At 73.1% G+C, this 13,494-nt stretch carries 7 protein-coding genes; 4 read left to right on the top strand and 3 right to left on the bottom strand.

All coding sequences use genetic code 11. From position 1 onward, the window contains the following. Positions 1 to 94: 94 nt before the first annotated feature. On the bottom strand, positions 95 to 2,035 hold the full coding sequence (locus VR45_RS04770; RefSeq protein WP_234325833.1) for an NAD(P)-dependent oxidoreductase: 1,941 nt from the start codon (positions 2,033 to 2,035) through the stop codon (positions 95 to 97). A 407-nt stretch (positions 2,036 to 2,442) separates the two neighbouring features. Further along, positions 2,443 to 3,090 (bottom strand): LmbU family transcriptional regulator, encoded by a 648-nt coding sequence (locus tag VR45_RS04765; protein ID WP_199925901.1) that lies wholly within the window; start codon positions 3,088 to 3,090, stop codon positions 2,443 to 2,445. Positions 3,091 to 3,879: 789 nt separating this feature from the next. Between VR45_RS04765 and VR45_RS45355 the strand changes: the two genes are divergently transcribed. The 4 genes from VR45_RS45355 to VR45_RS04745 are packed head-to-tail and all read left to right on the top strand — an operon-like array spanning position 3,880 to position 7,214. Next, positions 3,880 to 4,632, top strand: a complete 753-nt coding sequence (locus VR45_RS45355; protein ID WP_045938397.1) for a hypothetical protein — start codon at positions 3,880 to 3,882, stop codon at positions 4,630 to 4,632. Between the two features lie 43 nt (positions 4,633 to 4,675). Next, on the top strand, positions 4,676 to 5,479 hold the full coding sequence (locus tag VR45_RS42050; RefSeq protein WP_052708842.1) for a hypothetical protein: 804 nt from the start codon (positions 4,676 to 4,678) through the stop codon (positions 5,477 to 5,479). Further along, on the top strand, positions 5,476 to 6,264 hold the full coding sequence (locus tag VR45_RS04750) for a hypothetical protein (protein WP_045938396.1): 789 nt from the start codon (positions 5,476 to 5,478) through the stop codon (positions 6,262 to 6,264). The genes VR45_RS42050 and VR45_RS04750 overlap by 4 nt, the downstream gene beginning before the upstream one ends. After that, on the top strand, positions 6,261 to 7,214 hold the full coding sequence (locus tag VR45_RS04745) for a hypothetical protein (protein ID WP_045938395.1): 954 nt from the start codon (positions 6,261 to 6,263) through the stop codon (positions 7,212 to 7,214). Before VR45_RS04750 ends, VR45_RS04745 begins: the two co-directional genes overlap by 4 nt. Here the strand turns inward: VR45_RS04745 and VR45_RS04740 are convergent. After that, entirely contained in the window at positions 7,135 to 12,240 is a 5,106-nt protein-coding gene (locus VR45_RS04740; RefSeq protein WP_159394113.1) for an FG-GAP-like repeat-containing protein, read from the bottom strand. The genes VR45_RS04745 and VR45_RS04740 overlap by 80 nt on opposite strands. Positions 12,241 to 13,494: the final 1,254 nt, after the last annotated feature.

Genomic DNA, 13,494 nt, shown 5'->3' with positions numbered 1-13,494 from the left:
CTCCAGGGGTGGGCGGTGGCGGGTGGGTTGCGCTGGCGGGCAGCGGGGGCGGGGTGGCCGACGGCGCCGGACGGGGCGCCGCCGGCCGGTACGGTCACGCCCGCGCTTCGGGCCCGGCCGTGACGGCGGGGACGGTCCGGTCGGCCGCGACGGTGTAGTCGCCGTGGATGTCGCAGGCCCACCACTGGGCGAGGGCGCGCATGCTCTCGCGGAGTTCGGCCGAGGGCTGCCAGTGGAGTTCGGCCCCGATCAGCCCGGTCGCCATGGTCCAGCGGTCGACCGTCGGGTCCTGGACCCACTCCCAGGGCGTACGGCGCGACACATCGGCCAGGAAGCCGGCGAGTTCCTGCTCGTCGAAGGCCGCGGAGGCGACGTTGAGCACCGGCTGCGCGGGCGGGGCCGCCAGGACGGCGCGCAGCGCGTCCGCGAGGTCGCGGTGATCCAGCACCTGGTGGCGGCCCAGCGGGTTCAGGGCGAGCGGCCGCCGGGTCCAGGCCAGGTTCACCCACCGCACCAGCGGGCTGTCCTCCGGCGCGTACCGGCCGACCGGGTCGGCGAGGCGCAGGACCTGCACGGGGACGCCGTGGTCCGCGCCCCAGGCCAGGACGGCCTGCTCCTCGCGCCACCAGGCCAGCGCCACCGGGTCCGCCGGGGCGGCGGCCGGGAGCTCCTCGGTGACGGTCCGTTCGCGGCTGCCCCGGTAGACGGCCGAGGAGCCGGCGTAGACCACGCGCTCCACCCCGGCCTTGGCGGCGGCGGCGAGCACGTCGGCCAGCAGTCCTTCGTCCTCGGGGCGGCCCAGGTGCACCACGTACCGGACGCCGTCGAGGTCCCCGGCGGACGGCCGACCGGCGTCGTGGCCGCCGTCGTGCCCCGCGTCGTGCCCGGCGTCGGCGAGCAGCCGGGCCAGCTGCCGGGCGAAGTCGGGGTCGCCGCCGGTGACGGCCACCCGGGCGAGCGGGGCCGGGCGGGGCGTGCGGACGGCCGGGTCGGCCCCGGCGCGGCGGCCGGCGGCGAGGGCGGTCAGCGCGAAGTCGCGCACCGCCGGGACCACCGCCAGCAGTTCGGCGACGGTGTACTCCTGGCACAGCCCGCCCGTCCCGAGGCTCTCCAGGACGGCGGCGGCAATCCGCGGGTCCGGCTCCGGCCGGTCGGCGGTGACGACGCCGATGGCGAACGCGGTCAGCCACACGGCCCGGCCGGAACCGTCCAGGAGGCCGGCCGCGGCGTCCGGCCCGGCGGCGGCGAGCGCCGCCAGGCAGGCGTCCAGCAGGCCGGTGCGGGCGAGCTGCCGCTCGGTCTCCAGGTACTCCCACTCGGTGCCCCGGAGCACGGCGCAGCGGGCCTCGCCGTACTGGTAGAACGGCACCACCGGGAAGCGCGGGCACGGTTCCCCGGCGTCCACCGGACCGGCCTCGCCGGTGAACAGGGTCGCCTGGCGGAAGCCGTGGTAGGTGTTGCCGGCCAGGCTGGGCAGGTCGTCGTGCTGCACCGTGCTGGGGGTGCAGAAGCGCACCGGCATGCCGATCGCGTTCAAGTAGCGCTGCACCACCACGTCGTAGGGCCAGCCGCCGCCGTGCTCCTGCTGGAAGGCCTCGTAGCCGCGCGCGGTCCCGGCGGGCAGTATCAGCGCCTGGCAGGGCACATGCTCCTGGAGGGTGTACGCCCAGGGCGCGCCGACGAGCGCGGCGAGCCGGGCGACGGCACCGTTGCGGGAGTCCCAGCCCGCGTAGAGGGCGATCGCCTCACCGGGGGCCGCCGCGGCGGCGCGCTCGGCATGCTCGTAGAAGCCCTCGGCGAGCACCACGTCGTCCTGCAGCACCAGGTGGTGGGTGGCGTCGGGCGCCACGCAGGACCAGGAGAGCGGCGCCACCCGGAGGGCGGTCGGACGGCCGGAGGGCTCGGGGTCCGTGATCACGCGGATGCGCCCCAGGGGGTCGGCGTCGGCGATCCGCCGGGCCTCCTCCGCGCGCTTGGGGTGGCTCATCACCGCGCCGCTCAGCCGCACCTGGGACGGTTCGTTACTGGCATCCATCGAAGTACCTCGCTGTGGGGGATTGGGGTTCGGTGGGGTCGGACCGGTTCCGGACAGTTCCGGACCAGTTCCGGCTCGGCGCAAGGTCCCGTCGAGGACGAATCCGTCCCCCGGAATACGCCGACCGGACAGGGCTTCGCGCCGACTTTCACGCCCGGATCGGGGGCCGCTGGAATTCACCAGGCTCGCGCGGTGCGGAAACGGCCGATCACAGCGGCTTCATTCCGCCTGCCGTCGCGATTCCTGATTCCCGGACCTTGACCCCTGATCCTTGGTCTCTGATCCTCGATCTCTGATTCGCGACCCGATGACGGACCGGGTGTTCGCCGTTCCGCCGCTTTCCCGACCTCGGTCATCAAATAGCCGGGAAATTCGCCGCGTCAACATCCGTCGGAATGAGGGCGGAGTCAGCCCGCCTCGGCAATCCGGATCCGGTCGCGCTCCTCGCGCTCCTCCGTGCCGCGACGGGCGGCCGCGTCCAGAACCTCCAGCACCCAGGCGGACAGGTCGCGATTGGCGGCGTCGGCGGCGTCCTCCCAGAGGCCCCGGCGGGCCTGCGTCACAGCGAGCCTGAGTTCGACGGCGATGGATCGCGCACCCGTGCCCGGATTGGCGGCGGTGCGGATCCGGCGGCGGAGTTCGTTGCGGGACCAGCCGCCCCGCTGCGCCCGGTCGAGCCAGTTGTCCTGGACCTCGGGATCCAGCGAGGCGACCTCGGCGTGGTGCTGCATACTCAGGGCCGGTCTGCGGCGGCCCGGCGGAAACTTCCGGGCGACCCAGGCGTAGTTCCGCAGCGTCTGGTAATCCAGCGCGGTTTCGTCGATGGCCCTCCGGTAACGTTCCGGATATCGGTCCTGGCCGTAGACCAGCCAGTCACCGAGCCACCAGGTGGCGGAATCCGCCGCGGCCCCGAGATCCTGCCCGATGCGCATCCACGCGTCGATCGGGAGCCTTGCCGGGAGGGCGAGTGAGGTTTGGTCCCGGGAGAGTTCCGAACTCCTCCCGGTCCGTCTTCCCAGAATCCTCACGTCCTCCGACCGATCCGCCCTTCGCATGCTGTCCTCCCCGTTGTTCAGCAACAGTCGATCATTTTGAGGAACGAACCGCACCGCTTCAAGGTCTAGACCAGCCTGGAGATCTCCCCAAGTCCTCCCCCGCCCCCTCCCTCGCCCACCCCTGCCCGCCGTCCCGCCGGCGAGACATGGCCGCGTCAGAAACCGCAGACCAGCCCCGGTGCGACCGCCCCGCAACGGTCACCCCCGCACCCGTGCCGCCACTCCCCCGAGCCACGGACCTGGCGCCCCACCGGCCCCCTGGCCCACAATCGCACCGCCGCCCCCGCGACCCGTCCTCACCGAGGCCCAACCGGCCCGGGGCGGACCGCACCAGCCCGGGCTACCGGCCTTCGCACCGCCCGAACACACCGGCAACACCCGCCCCAGCCAACACTTCTGACGCTGGCTCAGCCCTCTCCCGCCGGACCGGGGCCCAGCATCCGAGGGACCGGGCAGCCGCCACAGGATCGGAGCCGTCGGCCGATTTCGGTTCGGTCACGGCGTGTCCCTTTGGTCGGCCAATGGCCCGGACTGTGGTGATTGATCTTGTTGGCACCCGAGGCCGGTCGCTCACATAATTCCGGTCTGACGCGTTTCGAGCGCCCCCGGAGCCCCCGAGGCAACACCGCGGGCAGTCCGCGCGCGAATTCGTGAGCTGTCCCGGGGAGTCCCTTGTCCACGCCCGACCATGTACCCTCCGTCGTCGATCCGACACCGGAGGCGACCCTCGACGAGACCGCCGCACCAGCGGCAACACCGGCCGGCCCGGGCACGGAGGGCCGACGGAAGGTGCCGCGGTCCATCGTCGTGGCGCTGGCGACCGCCGGGCTGCTCGCGGTGACCACGACCAGCGCCGTCGTCACGATCGCCGTCGGCAGGCCGGACGGCCGACCGGCGGTCACCACCGCCGGAGCGGTCCAAGCATCGCCGACAGCCGTGACCCCGTCCACGAGCACCGCGTCCGCCTCGCCCCCGGGTCCGGCTCCGTCGACCCCGTCCGCCGTCCCGCCCTCCGCACCGTCCGTGCCCGCTCCGGCGAGCACCGTCAGCGGTGGGCGGCACGAGGGCGACCTGCGCTACTTCCTGCTCCCGATCCCTGCGGGCGGCGAGTCCTACGGGCCGGTCGACGGCATGCCGATGACCGAGGAGGACCTGTCCGCACTCTACGAGGACGGGCTGGACATCATGGACATCCTCAAGTCGTACAAATTCAAGGACGCCGCGACCCGCACGTACCGGACCGCGGACGGAAAGGCCGAGGTCACCGTCACGCTCCTGCGTTTCGGTTCGGCCGCGGACGCGCGCGACTACGCCAAGAGCCACACCACGAACGGCGACCCGGTGGAGATCACCGGGGACCCGGCCGCCCACGGCTACGTCCGCAAGCCCAAGGAGCAGGCCTTCACCGGCTCGATGAGCGGCATCTCCCTCCAGGGCGACGTGGAGTACACGGTCGACGTCGATGTGAAGGGCACCCCGGACAAGGCGCTGCTGAACGAAGTGATGAAGCGGCAGCGGGACTGGCTGACCTCCGGGCGCTGAATTCCCGCCGCCCTGCCCTCTCCTCTCCGACTGGAGCCACCGCGTGACCATCGAATCCGCGGCGCCGTCGCACGCCGACGCGCCGCCGGCCGGCCCGTTCCCGGGACAGCCGGAAGAACCGCCCTCCTCCTCGCCACCCACCGATCCGGCCGCCCCGGCTCCGGTGCGCAAGCCGCGCCGCCCGAGGCCGGTCCTGCTGCTGGCCTGCGCGCTGGTGGTGGGAACGGCGGCCGGCGGTGGCGTCGGCTACGCCGTCCAGGCGAACCGGCCCCCGACCCCGCTGCCGCGGATCCAGGCGGTCGTGCCGACCTACCCGGCCGAGGTGCTGGACCCCGCCGCGGCCGCCGAGGCCGCTCCGGCACCGCTGGCCATCGACGGGGACCTGCGCAAGCTGCTGCCCACCGCGCCGGCGGGCAGCACCGGGTGGAACGACTACCCGACGACCCCGAGCTGGATCACGGTCGGTGAACGCGCCGAACGCACCTCGGGCGCCGCCCACAACTTCATTTCCCTCAACGAGCACGGCTTCCGGCGCGCGGCCGAGGTCGACTGGAAGCAGAACGGCCTGAAGGTCCGGATCACGCTGCTCCAGCGCACAGCCGACTTCCCGGCCGAAGCCGGCACGCGCGACACCGATCTGCAGCCCTTCACCGCGGACGCCAACGGCGGCTACCGGATCGCGGCCGCGCCCCTGTACTGGAACGAGACCACCGAGAAGTACTACCTGGGGACCGCCGTCGCCCAGCGCGGCACCGTGCAGATGCAGGTCGAGGTGTTCGGGACGCAACCGGTCGACGCCGAGGTCGTCAAGAGCCTCGCCAAGCAGCAGTGGGAGCGACTGGTATGACCGACATCGATCCGACCGAACACCCGCAGTCCGGGCCGCGGCCCGGACGCCTCGCCCTGCGGGCCGCCGGGGCGACCGTCGCGGCCGCGCTGGTCGGCGTGGTCATCGGCGTCGGCTTCATCCAGGTCCGGTACGACGATCCCGCCCCCGTCACGGCTGCCCCACCCGCCCAGACGACGTCCCCGACAGCCCCGACGCCCACCGCGACCCCGTTCGGCGCGAAGTCGAACGGCAGCCACTTCGGCTCCCTGCGGGACCTCCTGCTGCCCGCCACCGGCGACTACGGACTCGGTCCGGACGACGGCAGCTACGGCAACGACACCGAGCTGACGGGCGAGAAGCTCAAGGCCGGACTCGACGACGACCTCGCACCGGTCCCCAAGGCGCAGCAGGACAAGCTCCGCCAGTACTGGGAGAGCCTGCACGTCAGGGGCATCGGCGTGCGCACCTACAAGAACCGCCTGAACAGCCTCGTCGTCGGCATCAAGCTGCACCAGTTCAACCAGCAGGAGGTGCAGAAGACGAACGAGTACACCGCCGTGTTCACCGGGGACACCGGGCTCTTCCGAACCGGCCCGGCCGTTCCGGGGCATCCGGAGGCGCACTGCTACCTGATGCCCGCCGCACCGTCCGCACCGATCGACCGGATGGAGTGTTCGGCCGCCGAGGGCGACCTCCTGGTGGTGCTGAACGCCGAGGGCGTGGCACCGCTGCCCAAGGACGCGATCGTCACCCTGCTCACCCGACAACTCGACCGACTCGCCCGCCCAGGAGCCTCCGTATGACCGACCGCGACACCCCTGCCGCGCCGGAGGAACCACTGCCCGGCCCGCCCGTGCCGCCCGCTCCCGAGGACGCCCCCGCGCAGGCCACCGGGACCGCTCCGGCGGCCGCCGACGCGCCCCGGGCCGAGGAGGACCCGGCGGCCCGACGAACCAGGCGCCGGAAGGCCGCACTTCGGTGGAGTGCCGCCGCGCTGGTGTGCGCGCTGGCCGGCACGGGGAGCGCGCTCGCCGTCACCGCGCCCGAACGCACCGACATACCGGGTCTGGCCACCAGGAGCGACGGGCGCTACGTCTTCCCCGCCCTGACCCTGCCGCCGCTGCCGTCCGGTTCGGCCGTGCCCAGGGAGAACAAGAGCCGGCACGCCGCCGATCTGCGGCGCCTCCTGCTGCCGGCTCCCCGGGAGGCCGGCGGCTCGCTCGCCCCGACCGCGCTTCCGACGCCGGCCCCGACTGTGAGCCCGACCGGAAGTGCGAGCCCGGGCGCCTCCGGAACCGCGCCCGCCCTCGCGGACCGGCTCGACTGCACGACACTCCTCGCCGACGAGAAGGACCCGGCCAAGCTGCGCACCCTCCTGGTCCAGTACGCCTGCCGGGCCGCCACCGCCCGGGAGTGGACCGCCTCCGACGGCACCCGGACCCGGATCCGGCTCATGGCCTTCGGCTCCTCCAAGGAAGCCTGGCCCGTGTTCGTCGAGTTGCGCGACCACGGCCACCCGAAGGACATCGACGGCCTCGGGAGTGTCACACCGCCGGACTGGGACATGCTCTACGGCGTCAACTTCGTGGTCCGCGAGACCCCGCCCGGCGCCCCCGGCACCCAGCCGGCCGCCCGGCTGGCCTACCTCTCCGCGGGCGACATCGTGGCCGTGATCACCATGACCAATCCCGAGGGAGTCTCCGCGGCGGCGTTCCAGCAGGTGGTCGCCTTCCAGTCCGCCCTGCTGGCCTGAGCACGCCGGCCCCGGCGGGCGTCGAGTAGACACCCGGCCGGGGCCGACCGCCGCCGCCCGGGCGCGCGCTGCTGTGCGGCGCGCGCCCGGGCGGCACGTGGTGGTGCGGGGCGGCGGTTACCAGAGGCCCGGCGGGGTCTCCCAGCCGGGCAGGTTGCCGGTGAACGTGCCGTCGGGGCGGCCGGGGACGACGGCGAGGCTGAAGCGGGTGTCGCCGAAGTCGTACATGAACGTCAGGTCGGCGCGGTTGTCGCCGTCGTACTTGCCTCCGGTGAGGGTGAGGGCGTTCCAGTCCCAGTTGCCGGACGGGATGTCCCAGCCGCCGGTGAAGCCGTTGACGGTGCCGTCGGGCCGGCCGGTGAAGGTGAAGAACCGGACGCGGCCGTCGGGGTAGCTGTAGACCGCGCCGATGTCGGCGTAGCCGTCGCCGTTGAAGTCGCCGGCGGCGTACTTCGCGCGTTCGGGCCACCAGTCGTTCGGGCCTCCGGTCCAGGCGATGGACGCGGCGTTGAACCCGCCGTCCGGGCGGGCGCGGAAGGTCAGCAGCCGGGCGTTGCCGTTGCCGAAGTTGTACATGAATGACGGTGATGTCGGTGCGGCCGTCCTTGTCGAAGTCGCCGGCCAGCAGGGTCGAGGCCGACGCGCACCAGTTGCCCGCGCCGGAGCGGTAGCTCGCGAGTTCGGTGGCGAAGCTGCCGCTGGTCTGGCCGTAGAGGGTGAACAGGCCGGAGTCGCAGTTGCCGTAGTCGTACAGGAAGGCGATGTCGTCGCGGTGGTCGCCGTTGAAGTCGCCGGTGACCGGCTTGATCGCGTTCCAGCCCCAGCTGCCGGGCGGCACGTCGCGGCCCAGCTGCTCGTCGAAGGACCCGTCCGGCCGGCTGAGCCAGGTGAAGATCTTCACCCGGCCGTCCCAGTAGCCGTAGACGCCGGCCAGGTCGTCGCGTCCGTCGCCGTTGAAGTCGCCCGCCAGGTACTTGGCGCTGCCGTAGCACCACCAGTCCTTGGGCCAGCTCTTGCGCTCGACCGGGTTCGCGGGTTTGCCGTCGGGGCCGGTGGTGAACGTCCAGATGCCCATGGCGCAGGTGCCGTAGTCGACGAAGGTCGCGACGTCCTCGCGCCCGTCGCCGTTGAAGTCGCCCGCCACGTTGGTGCGGGCCATCGGGCGTTCGTCCCCGCCGTGGTAGTCGGTCGAGCCGCCGGCGATGCCGTTCCAGCGGATGTAGCCGCCGCTGAAGCTGGAGCGGCGCCCGGCGGCGACGGTGAACTCGTCACTGGTCGGGAAGCCCAGGTAGCTGTTCTCCCAGCCGAGTTGGGACCACTTGGTGCGGATGTCGCCGTGCACCTCGTGCGCGCCGGTGTCCTGGCTCCAGTAGATCGACAGGTACGGCTCGGTGCCGCCGGAGGGCAGTACGAAGTGGTTGTAGCGCCCGGGCTTGACCGGGGTGGGTGTCTCGTCCGTCGTGGGGAATCCGACGACGTTGTGCCCGCCGAGGGCGAGGTAGCGCTGGTAGATGGCGCCGTGCATCTCGTGGGTGCCCGCCGAGCCGGTGAAGGTGATCGCGCCGGGCGTCGCCCCGGGGGCGCCGGCGAAGGTGGAGATCCACGAGGTGTCCAGGCCGCCGATGTTGAGCTCGTCGGTGGTGGGGTATCCCAGGTAGCCCTGCTCCCAGCCGAGTTCGGCCCACTTGTTGCGGATGTTGCCGTTCACGAAGTGGGCGCCGGTGTCGGGCGACCAGTAGACGGAGCCGGCCGAGCCGCCGCCCTCGGCCGCGCCGGACCGGAAGTGCACGTAGCGGCCGATCCCGTCGGGGGTGACGGTGGTGCCGGTCACCGGGTTGCGCAGCGGCCCGGTCGGTCCGCCGAGGGCGAGGTACTTGTCGAGGATCGGTCCGCAGACGCTCAGGCCGGAGAAGGTCTGGCAGTCGGTCCACAGGCTGACGCTGTCGGCGAGCGGCACGGCGGCGCCGAATCCGCCGCCGGGGCCTGTGCCGGTACCGGCGTACAGGGACATGTGCTTGTCGGCGCCGCGGGCCCACAGGTCCGGCTTGCCGTCGCCGGTGAGGTCGCCGCCGCTGCCCAACAGCGGCTGGGCGGCCGTCCGGAAGGTGCCGCCGACGGCGCTGCCGGGGCCGAGCACCAGGGTGCTGCCCGCGGTGGTGAGCGAGTACTGGGTGAGCGCTCCGGTGGTCCCGTTCCGCGCCCACACCTCCGGCCGGCCGTCGCCGGTCAGGTCGCCCGGTGTGCTGAGGGTGGTGTCGGTCCAGCCCGAACCGAGCAGCACCGGGCTCCGACCTGCGGCGTCCAAGGCGCCCGAGCCGTCGCCCTGGTAGAGCCACAGCTCCCCGCCGGAGAGCACGAGCAGGTCCGGGTAGCCGGAGCCGAGGCCGGTGTCGTCGCCGGTGGCGTTGTCGACGGCCAGCAGGTCGGTGGCGGCCGTGATCCGGGCGCGGTTCGCGTCGTCGCGGACGGGCATCCGCTGGTAGCCGGAGCACTCCTTGTCCACGCAGATCCGCCCGTCACCGAGACCGGGGTGCAGGTACATCTCCACCGTGCCCGTGGTCGGGTCGGTCCGGCGCACGAGGGCGTCGGCGTAGCCGTCGCTGTTCCAGTCGCCCCGGCTGGTGACGAGGTTGCCCTTCCAGGCGGTGGCGTTGTTGGGGAGGGTGTCGGTGTACCGGGAGGCGCGGGCGGGTGTGCCGAGGCCGGTGCCGGTGCCCGGGTAGAACAGCAGCCGGCCGTCCGGGTCCGTGGTGAGGACGTCCACCTTTCCGTCGCCGTCGAGGTCGCCCGGCGCGTCGACCGCGCCGCTGCCCTTGGCCCAGAAGTCGTAGGTCGCGACGTCCGAGTAGTTGCCCGCCCGGTCCTTGCTGCGGACGGACAGGGTGTGCGGTCCCGGGTTCGGGATCCGGAGGCTGATGCCGCGGTTGCAGCCCGCGCACGGGGCGTCGACCGCCCGGTGGTCTGGGTCCCACTCCGTCCAGTACTCGTACCGGGCCACATCGTTCACCCCGTTGGCGGCGAAGTCGAACGGTCCGGTGCCGCGGGCGGGCCCCGTCCGCTCCGGGTCGGGGACGTAGGCGGTGGAGGTCACCACCGGCGGCTTGGAGGGCCTGGAGCGGTCGATGGTGAAGCGGCACGCCGGGGACCACCCGGACCAGGCCGAGTCGTCGAACGCCACCACGTCCCAGGTGTACTCACCGGTGGGCAGGTCCTGGGTCCGTACGTCGAGCGTCCCGACGTTCCCGGCCGAGACCGCCACCATTCCGGCGTCCCGGGCCGGGCCGCCGGTCGGGTAGAGCCGGAAGTACAGCTTGACGGTGCCGCCGTCGCGGTCCTGGCCGCGGGCGCGCAGCCGGACCGCCGGGGCGTCGCCGAGGACGACGGAGCCGTCGCAGCTGGTCCCGGGGTCCGTGGACAGCCAGTCCGGCGTCTCCGGCGGGTAGTTCGCCTCCGTGGACAGGATGGCGCTGGAGGCCTGGAACTTCGTCCACGAGTAGGCGGTGCTCTCGTCGTTCGCGCGCAGGCCGAGCGACCAGTTGTACCAGTGGTTGCCGGCGGCGAGCCGGGCCGGTCCCGTGGTGTCCCACTCGACGTCACCGCCCGGGCAGTTGGCGCCGCCGCCCGCGCCGGTCTTCGCGGTGGACACCGGATAGCCCCACCACCCGGCCGAGTTGTTCCAGTTGGTGGAAGGGCTGATCTTGGGGGTGTCGTAGAGCGTGATCGGCTTCGCGGTGCAGGACCAGCTGTGGGTGGCCCTCAGCCGGAACGTCGATCTGATGATGCCGGCGTCCCACAGGTTCGTGGTGTCCAGCTCGAAGAAGGAGCGGGCGGTGCCGTTGGTGTCGGTCTCGTGGCCGACCCGGGCGACGCTCGTCCAGCTGTTGCCGTCGCCCTCGTTGAAGCCCGCGCCGTTCCAGTACCCGGTGTTGGGCGTGGGCTTGTACGCGGTCGTCCAGTTCTGCAGCCGGCCGGGGAAGGTCGGGTCGATCACGACCGGGAACACCGTGTCCGGCGAGGTGAGCAGCGACTGCTCGGGGGTGATCGTGAGCTTGGCCCCGTCGCCCGCGCCGGAGACCGCGGCCGCCATCGGGCGGGCCTCCCGGGGCGCGTCCGAGGGCCGGGTTCCCGGCACGCCCTCCGCCCCTGCGTCCGGCGCGGCTTCGGGCGCGGCGTCCGGCGCGGCCTCGGACGCCGCGGAGTGCTTCGCCCCGCCGTCCGCCCTGGAGTCCCACATGAGCGGCTGGGACCCGGTGAAGAACTCCTTGCCGGTGGAGTCCGCGGCCCGGAGCGTGCCGTCGGCCTCCGTGCGCACCGTGACGCCGGTTCCCTTGGTGGTGAACGTCAGTTGAGCGAGTTTCGGGTTCCGGGCCGCCTCCGGGGTCCTGACGACCAGGACCTCGGAGAACTCCTCGGCGTGCGCGGTGACGACCAGGTCCACGTCCGGGAGCACGTTCGTGTAGGTCGCCACCGGACCCGCGAGGGTCGGGACGGGCAGCGGGACGTCCCAGGAGAACGCCAGCCCGTGCCCCGCACGGTTCAACTCGGCGAGCGCCTGCCCGGGTCTGCCGCCGGAGAAGCGCATGCCGAGCGGAGTGGCGGCGGGCCGGACGCTTCCGTCCGGGGCGAACCCGAGCGTCGGGTCGATCGCGGTCCACTTGCCGTCGACCTTCACCCGCTGTGGCTGGAAGGCCTGTTCGACGGTGAAGGTGCCCGAGGGGTTCGCGAACACCTGGGTGTACTCGGTCCGGGCCGAACCGACCTCGATCCTGCGGCCGGTGCGCCGGGCCTCCGCCGACGCCTCGGCGCGGGTGGCCCTCACCTCCGGGTCGTTCGGGGCTCCGGCGGCCGCCGGCGCGGGCGAGGCCGTCCGGTCCGGCGCCGGCGCGGCGGCGGCCGCCGGCAGGTGGACCGGAACGGCCATCACCACGGCTGCTGCGGCGGCAACGGCAACCGGCCTCCACCGGTGGCGCATTCGCTCCTTGCGCGGGGTACGGGCGGTCAAGGCGACCTCCAGGGTGCGGGCCATGCGCGCCCCGGTCCCCGCGCGCGACTGCGTGAAGAGCCTTGGGCGCTGCGGGAGTTCGGAGACTAGCGCGCACGGGCCCCAAGCCGTGATGTGACGAGGGTCACACCGGAAGAGCGGTCGGAGACCTTCCGGATCCGGCGCCGGCCGACGGGCGGGCCGGATGCACCCTTCGCCCCCCATTGGCCCGCACACAAGTGCTGCATAACGCACCGTTCGTATCGCTCCGGATGCAGTGCCGCAGACGCCGACAAAGCGGCACCCTTCAGTGTGACGCAGGCCATACTGTCGCCCGAGCAACCCAACACCCGGTTCTTTACGCCCAATTGACGCAGCGCCAGACCAGGCGAGAATTGTCGGTGCATTGCTGATCTTCGAGTGCTCCGTTCGTACGGTCCCACATCGATGTGTCATGCGGGGGCGGGGCATGACCGGGACGGGGGAACCGCCGTGGCATTCGCGTTCAGGGAAAACCGCACTCCAACGCCGTTACCGCGCAGGGGAAGAGGACCCCTGCGGCTGGTGACCGCCTCAGGGCTGGCCGGGCTGCTGCTCGCGGGGCTGCTCGGCCCGACGGCGGCGTTCGCCGCGAAGTCGTCACCGCCCGGCCCGGTCGGTCCGGCCGCGGCTCCGGTCCGGGTGCGGCCGGTCGCGCCGAAGCCCCTGCCGGCGGACACCGAGGCCGTGACGCCACCGCCCGCCGTGGCCTGGCCCCAGGAGGCGGAGGCCACGGTCGACTTCGCGGCCGTTCCCACCGGACCGGGCAGCTTCACGGCGGCCGGCCGACTGCCCGTGCAGCTCTCGCTCGACGCCGGGCCCGGCGCACCCGACGACGCGGCCGACGACGCGGCCGACGGGCGGACGAACCCCTCGGTGCGGGTCACAGCGAGGGTGAAGGTGCTGGACGCCGGGAAGGCGCGCGCCGCCGGGGTCAACGGGCTGCTCCTCACGGTGGACACCGGCGCGCTCGGCGACAGTCCGCTCTCGGTGCGGGTCGACTACCGGTCGGTCGCCGGGAAGACCGGCGCGGGCTGGGGTTCCCGGCTGCGGCTGGTGCAGCTCCCCGCCTGCGTACTGACCACCCCCGAGGTCCCGGCCTGCCAGGTCCGCACCGACCTCGCCTCGGTGAACGACGCCGGGGCCGAGACCGTGACCGCGCACCTGCCCGGCACCCGGGCCGACGCGGACGCATCCGAAGCCGAATCCGCATCCGCATCCGTATCCGCGTCACCGTCCCCAGGAGCCGCCGCACCGGCG

This window comes from Streptomyces sp. NRRL S-495, assembly GCF_000966955.1.
Classification (GTDB): Bacteria; Actinomycetota; Actinomycetes; order Streptomycetales; family Streptomycetaceae; genus Kitasatospora; species Kitasatospora purpeofusca.
This window is presented reverse-complemented; position numbering and strand designations above follow the sequence as displayed.

Bases quoted from the DNA above. Each gene is read 5' to 3' on its own strand.
- VR45_RS04770 (WP_234325833.1), bottom strand. From the start codon at position 2,035: ATGGATGCCAGTAACGAACCGTCCCAGGTGCGGCTGAGCGGCGCGGTG.
- VR45_RS04765 (WP_199925901.1), bottom strand. From the start codon at position 3,090: ATGCGAAGGGCGGATCGGTCGGAGGACGTGAGGATTCTGGGAAGACGG.
- VR45_RS04750 (WP_045938396.1), top strand. From the start codon at position 5,476: ATGACCGACATCGATCCGACCGAACACCCGCAGTCCGGGCCGCGGCCC.
- VR45_RS04745 (WP_045938395.1), top strand. From the start codon at position 6,261: ATGACCGACCGCGACACCCCTGCCGCGCCGGAGGAACCACTGCCCGGC.
- VR45_RS04740 (WP_159394113.1), bottom strand. From the start codon at position 12,240: ATGGCCCGCACCCTGGAGGTCGCCTTGACCGCCCGTACCCCGCGCAAG.